The organism is Endozoicomonas sp. SESOKO1, from assembly GCF_024606265.1.
GTDB lineage: Bacteria > Pseudomonadota > Gammaproteobacteria > Pseudomonadales > Endozoicomonadaceae > Endozoicomonas.
In genome coordinates this window covers 1-17,881 of sequence record NZ_JAHHPP010000126.1, presented here as the reverse complement: position 1 = coordinate 17,881, position 17,881 = coordinate 1, and the positions used below count along the sequence as shown (strand labels likewise).

13 protein-coding genes are annotated in these 17,881 nt (G+C 49.9%); 5 read left to right on the top strand and 8 right to left on the bottom strand.

Annotated elements, in window-relative coordinates:
* Positions 1–1,836: S8 family serine peptidase (locus tag KDK13_RS06365; protein ID WP_257284138.1), on the bottom strand; the 1,836-nt coding region annotated here is incomplete at its 3' end.
* A gap of 690 nt (positions 1,837–2,526) precedes the next feature.
* Here KDK13_RS06365 and KDK13_RS06360 point away from each other — a divergent pair.
* The gene (locus KDK13_RS06360; RefSeq protein ID WP_257284137.1) at positions 2,527–3,486 is read left to right on the top strand and encodes a hypothetical protein; all 960 of its coding nucleotides are present in this window, start codon (positions 2,527–2,529) and stop codon (positions 3,484–3,486) included.
* Positions 3,487–3,581: 95 nt separating this feature from the next.
* On the opposite strand, the gene rapA is transcribed toward KDK13_RS06360, so the two are convergent.
* From rapA to KDK13_RS06340, 4 genes are all read right to left on the bottom strand, one after another.
* The gene (rapA, locus tag KDK13_RS06355) at positions 3,582–6,470 is read right to left on the bottom strand and encodes an RNA polymerase-associated protein RapA (protein ID WP_257284136.1); all 2,889 of its coding nucleotides are present in this window, start codon (positions 6,468–6,470) and stop codon (positions 3,582–3,584) included.
* Between the two features lie 406 nt (positions 6,471–6,876).
* Entirely contained in the window at positions 6,877–7,638 is a 762-nt protein-coding gene (locus KDK13_RS06350) for an outer membrane protein (RefSeq protein WP_257284135.1), read from the bottom strand.
* Between the two features lie 132 nt (positions 7,639–7,770).
* Positions 7,771–8,244, bottom strand: coding sequence for a DNA polymerase III subunit chi (locus tag KDK13_RS06345; protein ID WP_257284134.1), 474 nt, complete (start codon positions 8,242–8,244; stop codon positions 7,771–7,773).
* Between the two features lie 82 nt (positions 8,245–8,326).
* Positions 8,327–9,808 carry a leucyl aminopeptidase gene (locus KDK13_RS06340; protein WP_257284133.1) on the bottom strand — a complete coding sequence of 494 codons (1,482 nt, stop codon included), beginning with the start codon at positions 9,806–9,808 and terminating at the stop codon, positions 8,327–8,329.
* A gap of 99 nt (positions 9,809–9,907) precedes the next feature.
* Here KDK13_RS06340 and lptF point away from each other — a divergent pair, with 99 nt between their 5' ends.
* Positions 9,908–11,020 (top strand): LPS export ABC transporter permease LptF, encoded by a 1,113-nt coding sequence (gene lptF / locus KDK13_RS06335; protein ID WP_257284132.1) that lies wholly within the window; start codon positions 9,908–9,910, stop codon positions 11,018–11,020.
* Positions 11,013–12,071: an LPS export ABC transporter permease LptG gene (lptG, locus tag KDK13_RS06330; protein WP_257284131.1), complete on the top strand. Its 1,059-nt coding sequence runs from the start codon at positions 11,013–11,015 to the stop codon at positions 12,069–12,071. The genes lptF and lptG overlap by 8 nt, the downstream gene beginning before the upstream one ends.
* Positions 12,072–12,176: 105 nt before the next feature.
* Here lptG and KDK13_RS06325 read toward each other — a convergent pair whose 3' ends face one another.
* Positions 12,177–12,677 (bottom strand): RDD family protein, encoded by a 501-nt coding sequence (locus tag KDK13_RS06325; RefSeq protein WP_257284130.1) that lies wholly within the window; start codon positions 12,675–12,677, stop codon positions 12,177–12,179.
* A 222-nt stretch (positions 12,678–12,899) separates the two neighbouring features.
* On the opposite strand from KDK13_RS06325, the gene KDK13_RS06320 reads away from it, so the two are divergent.
* Entirely contained in the window at positions 12,900–14,261 is a 1,362-nt protein-coding gene (locus KDK13_RS06320) for a hypothetical protein (RefSeq protein ID WP_257284129.1), read from the top strand.
* Positions 14,262–14,490: 229 nt separating this feature from the next.
* Positions 14,491–15,042, top strand: a complete 552-nt coding sequence (locus KDK13_RS06315) for a hydrolase (protein WP_257284128.1) — start codon at positions 14,491–14,493, stop codon at positions 15,040–15,042.
* A gap of 42 nt (positions 15,043–15,084) precedes the next feature.
* Here the strand turns inward: KDK13_RS06315 and KDK13_RS06310 are convergent, their stop codons facing one another.
* Both KDK13_RS06310 and KDK13_RS06305 read right to left on the bottom strand, forming a co-directional pair.
* Positions 15,085–16,455, bottom strand: a complete 1,371-nt coding sequence (locus tag KDK13_RS06310; protein WP_257284127.1) for a YjiH family protein — start codon at positions 16,453–16,455, stop codon at positions 15,085–15,087.
* A 319-nt stretch (positions 16,456–16,774) separates the two neighbouring features.
* On the bottom strand, positions 16,775–17,881 hold a 1,107-nt coding region (locus tag KDK13_RS06305), incomplete at its 5' end, for an ankyrin repeat domain-containing protein (protein ID WP_257284126.1).

Below are 17,881 nucleotides of genomic sequence, written 5' to 3'. Positions count from 1 at the left end.
TCCGGGCAACGAACTGTGAAACAGAAACGTTCTTGAGCGATCAAGAACCCTCGCCTTTATGCCCTTAGGGTGCGATAGGGCGGGGAGTGTCAGAGAGTTACCGGTTGCCTCTTCATCTCCTTCTCCTTCTCCTTCTCCTGCTTCGGCTGGTCTGAACATCTGCCTTGGTCCATACGCTATTGTTTGCAGTCTTTCCTTCGGGCCATTAACCAGTAAAAAGGCAAATGTCAGGGTTGACAGGATGATGATTAATGATCCATTGAACATGATCGTTGGAAAGTCATCTGCCTGGAACTCACTGCCCGATTGTTCAAGGGCCTTTTCTGCGGCAAACATTACCGCTTTGCCTATATCAAGATGCCCACTGCCACAGTCGGCGTAGGTACATGGTTTGGGTATGCCTATGGTCAGGAAAGCGGGGGATTCAGTGTCAGTTGTTATCGAATCAGCGATGTAACACCCGACATGTGGTTGAAAAGGACGGCTGGTGTTGATCAGTATTGTCCGGATGTCATCAGGCGTCAGCCTGCTGTTCACCGAGTGCATCAGGGCAGCGGCCTGAGAGACAAGGGCGGCAGCAGTACTGGTACCATTCGACTTGGTTGATGTCTCTGCCAATGGGGTTGCCTTTCCAGTATTGCTGGTCGTTGTCACTCCCTCACCCACAATGGCAGAAATGGCGATGGGTGGGCCATAGTTGGAAGAACTGGTCAACAGGGATTCTGTTAACTGTGCCCCAACGGCGATGACATGAGGGCAGTTTGAAAAATAGAAATAGCTGGCTGGCATTGCCGAATTGCCAGCCGCTGCAACAACGGTAATTTCTCTCTGGTGTAACGCTTTGAACACCGTCTCAAACGGCGCACAGTCAGAATATTTGCCAAATGACAGATTAATGACTTTGGCGGGATTGGTATTAAGGGGAACATCGGCAACCTGCATTCCGGCAGCCCATTTTAACGCATTGATGAAGTCTTCATCTGTTTCTGCTTTGTTGCAATGGCTTCGTTGGCCCAAAGCCCGTATGGGTTGGATTTTGATGATATTTTGCAGTGGCGAAATCCCGTCTTTATTGACGGAGGTCCCGGCAATGATTCCGGCCATTTCTGTACCATGCCAGGGGGGGCCTTGTGAGAAGTCGCCCTCGTCGGTGGGGGTGTCGTCATAACCGTCCCCATCCGCGGCACACTCCGGATCGCTGATAAAGTCATAACCCGGCACCAGTTGGTCATTAAGTGCCCTGTGGGGAATAATGCCGCTATCAATAACTGCAACGACGATGGGCGATGGCTGGCGGGTGGTGAGCAGATCCAGTGCAGACGCGATTAAGGTGTTCTGGCTGGTGTATTCGGAGGTGGTAAAATTGCATTGGGGTAGGTGTGGGGGAGGGAAGGGCGATATTTGAGGTAATGGTTGGGATGAGAGTTGTTGGAGCCTTCCTGTTCTGGCGTTATGCTCTTTCGGGTTTTTGTGATGATTCGGTTTTATGTGAGGGCCTTTATCGTGAGTTGCACTGGATATTACGTGGTTGAAGGTTTGATCAAACAGGTGCTTGAGGTCGGGTAATATATCATCAGTATCTGCCTGCCCTGATTCATCACTGTCAGGATATGTTAAAACGAAGTGATTGTTATTGCGTCGCAGGGAAACGTCGGTGACCGGGCTGGCATTACCCACGTTTATCGGAGGGCTGGTAAGCCAGGGTTCGATATCACATTCCGGTGGGCGGGATATATTCCGACTTTGTGGGTCCTTTTGCAGGTAAAGTTGTTTTCTTTCGCTGGCGTGTGCGAGTTGCTGTGTTGAAAACAGTAGCCCCAGAGCCGTTAGTGTCACTTTTGCTACACGGTATAAAGACCACCTGCCGGAGCTTTCTCTGTGATGTTTCTGGAAAGTTGGCGGGGAGGATAAGTTGTTATCAAACCGGATATATGAACGGTCAAAAGGGTGATTATTTATCATTGATCTCCAGAGAGGTCATCAAAAACATAAAGATTTTGACAACGGGTTAATCCACAGGTTCAACGATTTATTTGGCAGGATGAACGCTCAACATTTCTTTACAATCAGAAAATATTGCATTTGGTGACACTGGAAACAAACACGGCTGACGGCAGTGCGGCTGCGTCTTTGACAAGAGCGAGATTATTGTATTTTAGTTCTATATATTGATTGAATTTATCAGGCGGTATACACCCGGCAAGAAAGTCCTCGTAAAGTTTGTAGAGGAAATCCCCAACCTGATCACGAGGGAATTGGTTGAGTCACATAGTCAGTTTGACTGACCGCATGGAGATGTGAAACTTATCGCCAGGCTACTGGTCAAAAGGCGTAATGAAATGATTGCTAATCTCCGTATTGAATGAGCCTGACCAAATCTCGCGCTGCCGCTTGTTCGAAGTGGTTAGAGTGGAAAATTGAGGGAAATTATTGGCAGGCTTTTCCTGAGAGAAAAATCTGGCATTGACTGCAACTTATGGTCAACCCTGAATATCTTTTAACTCATTAAAGTATGAGAAGACTAACATGTTTCCTGTAACTTCCATTGCTTACCATGCTCGGCCTGTCAGTGCTTATCCGGCCCCGTCTGCGCCTGACAGCTCAGAATTTGCTAAAGGCCTTTTTGACAACTTTAAACAACAACTCAACTCTCTGCCAGGCAGAGAGTGCAGTGAATATATTCGTAATATATTGACGTACGTAAGTACAGAATTTCCTGATGATATGTCTGAATTCCAGAAAGCTTTGAATGAGCGAACGTTGACCCTTGCTGAAAATTCCTCTGAGACCAGGGCTGTATCGATAAATCCAATGGGGAAACTGTTGGATAAATACGAGTGCTTTGAATTGCCTGATCATTTGAATAGTTTGGTAATTGGGTTTAACTCTAGATTAACCGATTTTAGTAAATGTTTAGAACTGAGCAAATCCAGCCCTGCTACCAGAGATTACTACTTGCCAGATCGTACAAATTCTTTGGGTAATTTCGGAAAGTTTATCTTCTGCATGCATAGTCGGGAATGTGACGTTGACAACTGGTCCGTTTGTTATGATGATCCTGTAAATCGGGCAAATGAGGCAAAAAACAATCTCGAAGCATGGCATAAATCGATTAAACTCCTTTGTGAAGGAATTCTCGATCCGTTACTTGTTGATCCATTTAGCTCAAATTACAATGCCAAAAGTAAGGAAGAAGCAATTAAGCTTCTGTATCAATTTGAAGAACTGCTGCAGACTTGTGAAAAAAACAATTATTGCAGGTTTCGTCGCTTAATAAATCTTTTGGATAAAGGTTTTTATAGACAAGATGCTCAGTCCTATTTTAGTGAATTAATTCTTAAAGATTTTATTAACAGTGGGAATGTGTTGGTTTTCCAGAAAACCCTGAAGCTGTTATTTTCTTATTACCAATTCACCCCCGATGCACCTTTTGATGAAATTTCAACAGACCTAAACGACAAAATAAAAAGCTTGTTAAAAAAGTAGTCCTTGTACTCATGATTCAATGGAACCGGGGTGGCTGAGTCGGGCCTTTCCATCTGGCGGGCAGGAAAGGCCTGATATATCAGGAGTCACCGACCTCAACCGGCAATCATAATCCGCAGGGCATCCAGTCGAAGAACCGCTTTCTGCAGTGCCTGATGTCCCAGGGCTGCCCTGTTTTTCAGGTATTCAATCTCTTCACCGCGGACATTCGGGTTAACGACCTTAAGCGCCGCCAGTCGTTTGATCTCTTCGGTGACATCGCTTAGCAGATTCTGGCAGGCTTGATTAACGATGGGCTGTACCCGGTCTTTGGCATACCCTTCGGCTTTATCCAGCATGGCCAGAAAGGGTGCGCGCTGGGCATTCACCAGTTTCTTGGCAACACCCCGTTTCAAAGGTTGAAGCTGGGCGTTCAGGGTATCAAACGCCACTTTTTCGGACAGGTCATTGAACCCCGGGTCGATCAGACAGCGAATCGGGGTTGCTGGCAGATAGCGGTCCAGCTGCAGGGTCCGGTCGGCGCTGGTTTCCACCACGTAGATCGCTTCTAGCAGCATGGTGCCGGGCTTCAGGGCCTTGTTTTTGAGCAGGGCGACCGAGGTATTACCCAGCTCGCTGGTCAGTACCATATCCATCCCTTCACAGACGATGGGATGTTCCCAGGTCAGGAAGTGCATGTCTTCTCTGGACAGCGCCATGTCCCGGTCAAAGGTGACGGTCATGCCATCTTCCAGAAGGCCGGGGAAGGTGGTGATCATATGACTGCCGGGACGAATTACCAGGCAGTGTCTGGAATAGTCTTCCGCCTCAACCCCAAAGCCTTCGAACAGCTTCTCCATATACCGCTTGAGCTGTCTTGGCTGTTCCTGCTCTTCGATGTCGTTGATCATATCTTCATTGGAGATCAGGCCGCGGGAGTTCAGCTCCAGCAGTCGGTCCCTGCCTTTATGAAGATGCTCCATCTGTTGCCGGTTCAGCCGGGCAGCCTGGTTCAACAGGGTTTCCATGGCTTCTGTGGTGGCCTGGCTGCCCGGTTGCAGATAAGGTAACAGCGCGTCACCCAGTTGCATCTGCACCATGCTGCCGGCAGGGCAGGTATCGGCAAAGGCGTTCAATCCCCGGTCGTACCAGTGAAACAGCGCCTCCTGACCGGTGCCCAGCAGATAAGGCACGTGAATCTTGATGGCTTCCGTCTGGCCAATACGATCCAGTCGGCCAATACGCTGTTCCAAAAGGTCGGGATGTCCGGGCAGATCAAAAAGCACCAGGTGATGGGCAAACTGGAAGTTACGGCCTTCACTGCCGATTTCTGAACAAACCAGTATCTGGGTGCCATGATCTTCTTCGGCAAAGAAGGCCGCAGCACGATCCCGCTCGATAATGCTCATGTTTTCGTGGAAAACCGCTGCCGGAATACCGGACAGTATGCGCAGGGCATTTTCCAGGTCCAATGCGGTATTGGCATTGGCACAGATCACCAGCACTTTCTCTTTCTTCAGCAGTTTCAGCAGGTTCATCAGCCAGTCTACCCGGGGATCGACTTTCCACCAGGGATCCATATCGTCGACCCGGATCTGAGCCTGGTAAGCCAGCTCCGGATAGAGGTTATGGCGGTAGTTGGACTCTTCTTCCAGGGCAATTTCGTAGAGTTCAGGCAGTACCTGGGGGTAGCCCTGAACCGCACGGCCAGAGAATCCGCCAACGGCAGCCCGGGTATTTCGAAACATCACGCGGCCGGTACCATGACGATCCAGCAGGCGGCGCAGCAGCTGGGTGCGGGCGGTATTTCGTGTTTCTTCATTAACCGGATTCTGGTCATCCTGATCGAGGATGTCTATCAACGGTTTGCTGTCTTCTCCCAGGAAGCGGATCAGGTGCTCCCTTGCCTGGGCAGGGAGCGGCTGATTTTCGTTCAGGAGTTCCTGAACTGCTTCTGCCACTGGCTCATAACGGCTTTCTTCAGCTTCAAAGGCGGCAAGGTCATGGAAGCGGTCCGGGTCCAGCAGGCGTAAATGGGCAAAGTGGCTCTTGGCACCCATCTGTTCCGGTGTGGCAGTCAGCAGCAGCAGTCCCGGAATCTGTTGGGAGAGCGCTTCAACACACTGGTATTCGGCATTGGTCTCTTGTTCAGACCAGATGAGATGGTGGGCTTCATCCACAATCAGCAGGTCAAAGTCCGCTGCCAGTGCCTGTTGGCGGCGATCTTCATGGTGGCAGAGAAAGCCGATGCTGCAGATGATCAGCTGTTCGGTATTAAACGGGTTTTCATCCGGCGACTGACGGCAGCGCTCTTCGTCAAAGACACTGAAACGCAGATTGAAGCGTCGCAGCATCTCCACCAGCCATTGATGCACCAGGCTTTCTGGCAGGAGAATCAGGGCACGGCTGGCACGACCGGTAATCAGTTGTTGATGCAGTATCAGGCCGGCCTCAATGGTTTTACCCATACCGACTTCGTCGGCCAGCATAACCCGCGGCGCATGGCGCTGGGCAACCTCACGGGCAATATGCAGTTGATGGGGAATCAGGCTGGTGCGTGGGCCAATCAGGCCGCGCATGGGTGACTTGCGCAGGCCGTAGTTATACTGGAGCGTCTTGAAACGCAGGGTAAAGTTGCTGTTCTGGTCAATCTGACCCGCCAGCATACGGTCCTGTGGCTTGTTGAAGCGAATATGGTTGCCCAGCTCGGCTTCAGGCAACTGTCGTGTTTCCCCGTCAGGCAGGGTTCCGCAGTAGGTCAGCAGACCGTTTTTCTCAATTACTTTGGAGACCAGTATGGTCCAGCCCTCGTGACTTTCGACACGATCTCCGGGGTTGAACTCAACGCGGGTCAGCGGGCAGTTGTTTATGGAGTAAAGCCGGGTTTCCCCGGTGGCAGGAAACAGCAGGGTGACCATGCGACTGTCAAAGGTGAGCACTGTGCCCAGGCCCTGTTCGGTCTCAGTATCACTTATCCAGCGTTGTCCAGAAACGAAACTCGTCATATTTGACTACTAACCTTGCCTGACTGACAGCCCGCTATTATACGATAGCGCAGGAGCGGTGCGTAGGCCGGAGATGGACCTGCGGACTGTATTTTGAAAATGGTTTACGGTAAGAACGCCTCTGTCATCCAGCAGAAGATTCTCAGGCTGCTCGGGCCATCCCAATCATACGCTTCCCGGCAGTGTTTTGCCTGAAGATTATGACAGATGTACCAAAAAGCGCGCTATATTAGCGGAATCCTCTTAAATTGCACTACGGGGATGACCGAAATTCACCATGCCACGATGATTATAGACGGGAGTTTGTCTTCCATTTGCCCAGCCTGTTCTTATGAGGGAGTGCCTGAGAGAGGGGGGGGGGCTGCACAGGGCCTGCTGCCTGTGCAGGGATACCATCGAGGGATAGTCAGAAGTGGTAACGCAGGCCCATCAGCAGGGTGGTGGATTCCAGCTTGCCCTTGATCGACTCATCACCGGTAGTCGGCATGTTTTTCAGCTCCCAGTCTCCCAGGTTGCGATGTTCTACCCCAAGATCCAGGGCAAGGTGTTTGCTGAATATATAGGAAAGTCCTAAACCTACTGTCCAGGCCATTTCATTGCTGCTGTGGTCATCCCATTTTTCATTCCAGTTGGCGTTGTCTGAAAAGTTCTGTACACCGGATGCCTTGTTTTTCGCATAGCCTGTGCCAGCCATAACGTAGGGCACCAGATGCTTATTCAGGGGGAAATCGTAATAAGCTTTCAGCAGGTATACTTCAGATTCAATACTGATCCTGTTATGCGCGGTGCCAAGAAGTGTGGTCTTGAATGGGCCAGATTCTGCCTGCCAACCGAGAGATACGTCTATCTGATAATCAGACTCTTTCTGAAAAGACCCTTCAAGCTCCAGACGGAAATTGGGGTTAACTACAAACCCGGCACCGAATGCTCCAACTGCAACGCTGTGATCGTTATTCAGATTGGCAATCCCCATGCTGCCTTGAAAAGTAGCAGGGTTATTGTCAGAGGGTGCAGCAGGAAGTGCAATGAAGGGATTGACAGCCTCAGTACCCTTTACCGCCGTATAGGCAGCCCCGCCACGGGCAAAAGCATAAATATCCAATGCCTGACTGGTGGCCGGTATGGCCAGTGCCAGACTGGCCAGCATTGCGTTCAATGTTTTCATCATTATTTTACCGTTCAATGGTTAGGGAATTGTTATTTGAAAGCGACGCCTGCCTGCTTTCTTGTTAAAGAGGATAGACAACATATGGATGAACGGTATCGGTGGGCGATATCAGCGGGCAATGGATGATCGGGTCTACATATTGTGTACTTCTGGCTCAATACCCGCCTGACGATAGGCCCGGAACTTGGCCCGGGAAACCGCTTTCTGGTCCGGGTTCTGAACCACTATTTCACAGACGCGGGCAAAGTCTTTGAAGAATGGAGGAACATCGGGGCTGAGATTAATCAGCAACCGCTTTGACTCCAGGACAGGATGGTCAAACCCCAGGGTGATGGGAGACTCCTTGGCCAAAAGTACACGTTCCGGTGTACAGCCCTGGGTCTGTGAAATGATCCCGTGGGGAAGAAAGCTATCCTCCCGCCATGACCAGAGAAGTTGATCCATGGACTTGCAGCTACTTTCATCCGTCGTATGGATATGCATGGGCAATCCGCCACGCCATGCCTTGTCGATAAGGCGGCAGGCAAACTGCTGTTGGTTTTGCCCATTATTTTCAGGATTGCTGCCAAAATTGCTATCAAGAAGATAGAAAGTCACTCTGGTCATGTGGAAATCATAAACTAATCAAGGCAAATAAACAGGCCCTGATCGAAACGATCAAGGCCTGTAATCGTTACTGAGTAAAAAATCAGATTTTATTCAGCAGGTATTGAACCAGCATCGGCACCGGACGGCCGGTAGCTCCTTTTTCCTTACCGGACTGCCAGGCGGTTCCGGCGATATCCAGATGTGCCCAGGGATAGGCTTCGGCGAACTTCGCCAGGAAACAGGCCGCTGTAATAGTACCTGCAGCAGGACCGCCAATATTGGCCATGTCGGCAAAATTGCTGTCCAGCTGGCGGGTGTACTCTTCGCCCATTGGCAGCTGCCAGGCCCGGTCCATGGCTTCTCTGGAAGCACCGAGCAGCTCTTCCGCCAGCGGTTCATTATTACTGAGCAGGCCGGTGGTATGATGACCAAGGGCAACGACGCAGGCACCGGTAAGGGTGGCAATGTCGATCACCGCTTCCGGCTTGTAACGTTCTGCATAGGTGAGGGCATCACAAAGCACCAGTCGACCTTCGGCGTCAGTGTTGAGAATTTCAATGGTCTTGCCGGACATGGAGGTTACGATATCGCCCGGGCGGGTCGCCTTGCCACTGGGCATGTTTTCTGCCGCGGCCACCATGCCAATGACATTGATGGGCAGGTCCAGCTCAATGATGGCATTCATGACACCGAATACGCTGGCGGCACCGCACATATCAAACTTCATTTCATCCATGGATGCACCGGGCTTCAGAGAGATGCCGCCGGTATCAAAGGTGATCCCTTTACCCAGAAGAACCAGTGGCCTGGCACTGCGTTTGCCATTTTTGAACTCCATGCAGATCAGCCGGGCTTCCTGTTCGGAACCGGCACTGACGGAGAGCAGGGAACTCATGCCCAGGTCAGACATCTGTTTTTCATTCAGGATTTTGGTGGTCAGTTTGGCATGATTTTTTGCCAGGGCTTTGGCTTCATCGGCCAGATAGGTTGGATGGCAGATATTGCCTGGCAGGTTGCCCAGCGTTCTGGCCACATTCCGGCCGTTGCCAATCGCCTGCCCCTGGGTCAGGCCCGCTTTTACTTCTTCGGCATTTTTACGGTCAGCCAGTAATATGACCTTCTTGAGACAGGGGTCTTTACCGGTGTCGTTTTTAAATTGACTGAACCGATAAAACGCATACTCAACCGCTTCGACCACCTGACGGGTAATCCAGTGAAGTGATTTCCCTTCTACGACGATGTCTTCGATGGCAATGGTTGCTTCCCTGGCATTAACCAATTTCAACTGGCTGGCCAGGTTGGTGGTCAGTTTTTTAAATCCGGCTTCTGTTAATGGCTTATCATTATCACCCATGGCGAGCAGCAGCAGACGCTCAAAGGGGACATGGTGGCTATGCAGGAGCATCAGTGAGTGGCCGGGCTTGAACTCCAGGTCCCCACGTTTGAGTACTTCGGCAAGATACCCCTCAGTTATTGAGTCTATGGCCGTCGCAGAGGACGGAAGCGTTTTCTTATGGACGCCAATAATAAGGCAGGCAGTTTTCTGCTTTTCTGCGGCGCCGCTCTTAACAACAAATTCCATAGTCTCTCCAGGGGGACAAGTTATTCGATTTCATGGATAATAATACGGTTAAGCCAATTCAACCATTGTTCGTTTTGATTTTGTGAATTTCACCAAGGCATGCCTTTAATCATATTTCGTTACCTGTCCAGACAGATGCTGCAGGTTATGTTAGCAGTGACGTCTGTTGTATTGCTCATTATCATGAGTGGACGCTTTGTAAACTACCTTGCACAGGCCGCAACCGGGACGCTGAAAGCGGACTTCCTGTTTGCCATCATGGGCTACCGGATCCCGGAGTTTCTGGTGATGATAATGCCCCTGGGGCTTTTTCTTGGCATTATTCTCGCCTATGGCAGGTTGTATGTTGATAACGAAATGACGGTGCTCAGCGCCTGTGGCCTGAGCCAGAATCAACTGGCAGGCATGACGATGGTGCCTGCGATCGGGGTTATGCTGCTGGTTGCGCTGCTAAGCCTGGTGGTTGCCCCCTGGGGAATACAGAAAGTTGAACGAATTTTTGCCGAGCAGGACTCCCTGACCGAGTTTGATACCCTGGTTTCGGGGCGTTTCCAGAAGTTTGGCTGGCAGCGCGTGACCTACGCAGAGTCATTGACCGATGACCATCAGCAGATGAACCGGGTTTTTATTGCCAACCGTAACGTGAATAGCAATAACATGGGGTCAATGACCTTGCTTCTGGCGGAAAAGGCAAGCATTGAAGCCAATGCAAAAGAGGGTGGGCAGCGCTACCTGATACTGGATGATGGCTACCGCTATGATCTGACGCCAGGCGCGTTGCCGCTGCGGGAAATAGCGTTTGAACATTACGGTCTTCGTATGGAAGAGCGCCACTCCAGAGAAGAGATCAGCAAGGAGCAGGCACTGCCAACGGCGAAGCTTATGGAGTCCGACGCACCGGGTTATCGTGCTGAGCTGCAATGGCGGATCTCTCTGCCACTGTTAATACCGATTGTTGTACTGATGGCATTGCCCCTTGCCCGGGTTAATCCAAGGCAGGGTCGTTACGTCAAACTGTTGCCCGGAATATTGTTGTATCTGCTGTATCTGGCCTTGCTCATGAGTGGCCGGGGTGCGATTGAGGATGGGCGACTGCCGCCAGATATTGGCCTGTGGCCAATTCATGCTCTCTTCCTGCTGGTTGCCTTGATGTTGTACCTTGTTGAGCCGGGCAAACTCTGGCTGGCACGCCGGAGGGCTGGAAATGCGTAAACTGGATCGCTACATATCCAGAAATGTTCTGGGGGCAACAATTATTGTCCTGCTGATCCTGGTATTTCTGGAGGCGCTGTTTTCTTTTCTGGGGCAGTTGGATGATGTCAGTGGCAACTATCAGTCGCTGGATGCCTTGATTTATACCCTGTTGATGATTCCCAAAAAACTGTATGAACTGATTCCCGTTTCAGCACTGGTCGGCTGCCTTGCAGGGTTAGGCTCCATGGCGTCAAACAGTGAGCTGGTGGTCATGAGGGCGGCTGGCGTTTCACTATGGCGCATTCTGGGGGCGGTAATGAAGCCCACCCTGGTGATGATTCTTGCCGGATTGCTGCTTGGAGAATATCTTGCCCCCATGGCAGAGCAGGTTGGCGAGACCAGAAAGGCGATAGCCCGCTCTGCGGATGGTACTTACACCGGCGAAGGCTTCTGGCACCGTGAAGGCCATGAATTTATGTACTTCAATGCTGTTGAACCAAACGGCGTGCTTTACGGTGTGAGTCGCTATGTTTTTGATGATGATATGACGCTTCAGGAAAGCTCGTTTGCCGAACGGGGAATCTATCAGGGAGATCACTGGCTGCTTGAGAATGTCACGACCATGCGCCGTCAGGATGAGCAGTTTATTACTGAGGAGCGTCTTGTTGAACCCTGGGATACCACCTTGACGACAACACTTCTGAAAGTAGTGGTGGTGAAACCTGAGGCATTGCCAATTTCCGGCCTGCTTACTTATACCCAGTACCTGGCAGCCCAGGGGCTGGATGCCGGAGAGTATGATCTGGCATTGTGGACAAAGCTGCTTCAGCCGTTATCCATACTCTCCCTGGTTATTGTGGGCATTTCCTTTGTCTTTGGCCCCTTGCGTTCGGTCAGTATGGGGTTTCGCATTTTCTCCGGGGTGATCACCGGCATTGTCTTCATGATTGTCCAGAACCTGATGGGACCATCCAGTCTGGTATTCGGGTTTCCGCCGGTATTATCGGTATTGATCCCGATCACCATCTGTCTGCTGGCCGGGGCGATAATGTTAAGACGTGCGGCATAAGTGGGCAGTAAACACGACACTCGTCAAATGTTTCGGTATATTCTTATTTGTCAGCAGTGGGCATGGCTGTGAGTTAATGCTGGCAGTGTAACCATTGTCGTTTGGTCAGGTTGTCTTTGCGGGTTTTTCCAGAAGAATGACTCTGGATGATGATGCCAGATCCTGCCAGCTTCGCCGCTGCTGATCGATGACAGCCCAGAGAAAACCGATACCGGCAAGCGACAGTGAGGGAATGGCAATCAGAAAACGGATAATGCTTTGCCGTGGGCTGATCAAATGATTGTCATTGTTGACCACTTTTATTCTCCAGGCCTGCATGCCAGGGGTTTGTCCTGAGCGGGTCCAGAAAAGGCCAAAAAAACCGTAAACGATGACCATCAGGGCGGCATAGAAAAAAGGACCCCCGAGATTGTAACCCTCTTCGGTCATCGTTTTAAGCTGCTCATCGCCAAAAACCTGAATCTGGATGAACAGATTGAGAAAACCGGCCACAAACAAAAGGGCCAGGATTAACAGGGAATCGTACAGCATGGCCGCAGCTCTTCTCCATACCGGAGCCGGGGTAAGAGCCGGGATATGAGCCGGGGTAAGATTGCTGGCTTCCATCGACCGCTTGCCTTGTTATTAAATGTGGCAGGATATTCTAACAGCATTTCTTTTTTATGGAACAAATTTACGTGTCAGTTGTCATATAAGCGCTGATGATTGTTGTGAATTATATCGCTGTTATTTGATTGCATTATTTTATCTTTTTTTAATATGAATACGCCTTTATATCATTGAATGATGAAGAGCCTGAAAAGAATAATGTGCTTCCCGGGTTTTATGATGAAACAGTATCGAGTTGTTCATGATTTCTCTTTTTTTATTGTTTTTTTGTTCAGTATGTTACCCGTTAATGCCGCTTCGAATACTTATGAGTATTACAAGGATCTGGTTAAGACTAAAGATAAGACTGCATCCTCTCTGTTCAATGAGATTGTCGAAAATAGCAGCTATCTGTTTAATGACATGGTAATGGAACCGCTGATCATTCCTTTTGCCAACTTTACAGGAGAGTATCAGGATATTTTCAATCACCACATCATAGACCCGGTTCGTCGTGGCAAACACTATATGAGGTATATGGACAGTGTAATGCTCGGTACCTTTGATAATGTGCTTAATGAAGATACAGGGACAACCAACTGGCCTTATGCTATTGCGGGCGCGCCTTATGGCTGGATTGTTAAGAATGTCGTTGCTGATTTTAAGCTGGGCTCCGAGGTACGAAGCCCGGGTGTTATAGACAGTAAATATCATAATCATCCCGTTCTGGTGGAACGTCTTGGGGCAGAGACCGGTGAGGTTGGAACCAGAATTTCAGAGAATCACAAAAATGAACTGGTTGTTATTGATGTAGTCAAGCCCTTCATGCCGAGGCTGGAGATATGGGATGAAGAAAATTCATTGTTTTCGTCAATTTACCATTTCTATTATGCAACGAAGGAGCTGATCACCGACGTTCATCATATTATCGAGTTTGAAGATACTGATTTTTTTAAACGAACAGGTCGGTATGAAGAATCTGACCGAACTTTCCTCCATCACTGGAATAAAACAATATCCAGGCGAAGTGCGTTCAGAAGTGGTCAGATTGTCAGGGTTGACCGAAAGGGGTATTTTTCAATGGGACCTGTTCCTGTCGCATGGAATTACTGTGAAGTGATGCTGCATGAAGGTGGAACCAAAGATATCGAGGTTATTGAAGAAGAAGATGAAAGCGAAATTTATTATGAACACCCTGAGACTTATGAATGGGGTGTACGGGGAGGGAGAATGGTTCCCAGGGAAAGAACCAGAACAGTTCGTAAGAAAGTGATCAAACAGGTTCCGAATGTAACAACATTCCGGGTTTACACCGAAAACCTTTGCCTGGCAGCTGAGGCGTCCGTTCGCTCTAAAAGTGAGGTGATTGCCTATACGACCCGCAGACTGTTTTCCTGGTTAGTACCCGGGCTGGCATTTATTGGTGCCCCTTCCGTTTCTTATCTGCTGATGGGTCAGTTTGGCATTACTGATTATTTCCCGCCAACAGCCAGCCTGATCGCCGCTGTCTTTCTGACATCCTGGGTTTTTCCCACAATGTGGGAGTCTGACATTGAAGATACTATGCACAGTATCAAGTTTCCTCCCCCAAACGAGTTTTAATTCCTGGGTTCAATCATCCTTTGTTCCGGGAGTGATCTGTATCATGCTTTCTGTGATTTTTGGCTTTCTGCTGGCTCCAGTGATTATCTAGCTCTAAGCTTTGTTGACGTTGAAAGCTGGAAAATGGACGCAGATCAAGGTTTTTTGCACAATATCATTTATTTACACCCTGTTTGCAGCTTTGCTGTGCAAATGCTGCTTTTTGGGGGTTAGTGCTGGGGGAACAGGTATGTTAACTATTGATCGTACGGTGCTGGTGGTGGTGGATATTCAGGGCAAGCTGGCTAACTTAATGCATGAGCATGAGTCACTCTTTGGTAATATTGTGACCATGGTTAAAGGGGCTAAACTGCTCGATATCCCGATTCTCTGGCTGGAGCAGATGCCGGAAAAGCTGGGAGCTACCATTCCCGAATTGGCTGACGAACTGGTTGATAAGCTGTCTGAAGTTGGCCCGGTGAGAAAATCCTCATTCAGTGCCTGTGGCGAGCCTGCATTTATGTCAGCACTTGAGCAGGCAGGTAGCAGACAGGTTTTGCTGGCTGGCATAGAGACCCATATCTGTGTCTATCAGACCGCGATGGATCTTCTCGCCGGAGGCTATGAGGTAGAAGTTCTGGTTGATGCGGTTTCATCAAGAACATTACAGAACAAAGAGGTGGCACTTGATAAGATGTCGGCCCTGGGAGCTGATCTGACCACCGTTGAAATGGCACTGTTTGAATTAATGAAATCTGCCGAAGCACCACAGTTTCGTGATGTCGCCAAATTGATTCGATGATGCGGACATGAGCCTCAGGAAGCTGAGGCTACTTATTGCATGTCAGAAGATAAGGTGAGCAATCGCTGCAATAACGGGCAGTGTGACCAGTGTTCTGAGAATAAAAATAATAAATAGCTCAAACAACGTGACCGGAATCTTGCTGCCCAATAGCAAGGCACCCACCTCGGAAAGGTAAATCAGCTGAGTCAGTGATAATGCCGCAATAACAAACCGGGTCATATCATTGTCAATGGATGCGGCCAGGATAGAGGGCACGAACATATCGGTGAATCCCACCATCATGGTCGTTGAAGCCGCCTGGGCTTCAGGAATCTGCAACCACTCCAGCAACGGCAGAAAAGGCATTCCCAGGTACTGGAAGACCAGGGTATATTCGGCAATGATCAGTGCAATGGTACCTATGCCCATCACTACCGGCAGTACACCAAACACCATATCAATGGCGTTTTTCCCGCCATCCTGAATGACCTGTATCGGGTTATTGATTTTTCCTGCTTTCTCCAGTGCCTGCTGCAGTCCCCAGGCAAAAGCACTGGCACCCGGAGGAATCATTTCATCATCATCATTGCGGGTTTTTCCGCAGATGAACACGTCTTTTTTCCTGGAAAGGGGGGGAAGCTTGGGGACGATAAGAGCCGCCACCAGTCCGGCAAAGCAGACGGTAAGGTAGAACTGGGTAAACAGGTGATCCAGACCAACCTGGGCAATAACCACCAGTGAAAACGTAATTGAAACCACTGAGAAAGTAGTGCCGATCACCGCAGCTTCACGCTGAGTGTAATAGGAGGTTTCATACTGCTTGCTGGTCATCAGGATACCGACGCTGCCATCACCCAGCCATGAGGCAATACAGTCAATAGCCGAACGGCCGGGCAGGTTGAAGACCGGCCTCATTATGCGTGTCATCAATGTTCCCAGCAGCTCCAGTAAACCAAAGTTCATTAACAGTGGCAGCAAAAGTCCGGCAAAGATGAAAACTGAAAACAGTGTCGGCATCAGGTCATTCAAAACCATGCCGCCAGTGGCTCCTGACCAGACGGCTTCCGGGCCGACCTTGAAAAAGCTGGAAAGAACAAAAACCATCCCGGCAACCCTGACCAGGCACCACAGTGGTGGGATATCAAACAGCGAGGCAAAAAAAGGCCGCGTCATGATTGATTGGGGCTGGAATAGCTTGGTAATAATGGTTACCAGCCCGGTAAAACACACAATAACGGTAATGATGGTGGTTAGCTGTTCGTTGATAAGTGCTTTTAACCCGCCGGCCAGAAGGGCTACAGGAATGGTGAATTCACCATTGAGACTCACCGGAGTGACAAACAGCAACAGGCCAGTCAGTGATGGAATTAAAAAGGTTAACCAGTGACGCAGGCTGGTTTCTTTCTTTCTTACGGCTGTAAACTGCTTCATAACAAGCTCTGGGCTCCTCAAACTCAGCCATGCACAAAAGTATGATTCAAAAAGTTCAGATTTCCTCCTCAGCTAATAAATGAGTCAGAAATGTTGGCAGTCTATTCTCGGACAGCCTTCTGGCGGTGGAGGTACACGTCGCAGTCGCTGAGTCAGACAGCTGTTGGTTGTACTCGATTCCGGTTTATTATGCATTATTTCCTGATAGATATTAATTATCCACCCCGGAAAAGACCTATTTTCCTGATTTTTTGTGGGTATTCGTATTCTGTGATTGATAGCCGAGAAAACGGTACATGATTGAAATACTTCCAGCTGATCAATTACCTGACCAATTACCAGAGCCGAGTCCCGGATCTGGAACAGAATCAGGAAAAAGTGGAATCAGCAGTCTTTCGCACTCTGCATGGCCATTTTCGCGAGCGGTGTCCCGGGGCGTCAAGCCATCGTTAGTTTTTAAACTGATGTCAATGCCGTGAGCTTTCAGTAACGCTCTGATGCACCCTGCCTGGCCAGATTGGGCAGCGCAGTGCAGGGGCGTAAAGCCCCCGGCCATTTCCATATTGACGTTAATGCCGTCGGCGGTCAATAACACCGTGACGCAATCTGTATGGCCGTTTCTGGCAGCCCAGTGCAGGGGCGTCGCAGGTGTTTTCGCATTGACGTCAATGCCTTTGGCGGTCAATAACACCGCGACGCATTTTGCGTTGCCGCTTCTGGCGGCCCAATGCAGGGGCGTAAAGCCCCCGGCCATTTCCATATTGACGTCAATGCCTTCGGCGTTCAATAACACCATGATGCAGTCTGTATAGCCATATTTGGCAGCGCAGCTCAGGGGCGTCCAGCCATCGTCAGACGTCACATTGACGTCAATGCTGTCGTCGGTCAATAACGCTGAGATGCACTCTGCCTGACCTTTTATGGCAGCCCAGTGCAGGGGCGTAAAGCCTGAAGGCGTTTTCACATTGACGTTAATGCCTTTGGCGGTCAATAACTCCGTGATGCAGTCTGCATGGCCGTATTTGGCAGCGCAGGTCAGGGGCGTCAAGCCATCGGCAGACTTGGCATTGACGTCAATGCCGTCGGCGGTCAGTAATGCCCTGGTGCACTCTGTGCGGCCTTCTGCGACAGCACAGTGCAGGGGCGTATAGCCTGAAGGCGCTTTCACATTAACGTCAATGCCTTTAACGGTCAGTAACACCGTGATGCATTCTGCATGTCCATCCAGAACTGCACAGGCCAGAGGCGACCAGCCTAGGTAAGACACAGCATTGACGTCGATGCCATTGGCGGTCAATAACGCCCTGACGCACGCTACGTGGCCTTTTGTGGCAGCACAGTTCAGGGCTGTAAAGCCATCGTTATTTTTCGCATTGACGTCAATGCCTGTGGTGTTCAACAACTCCGTGACGCACTCTGCGCGGCC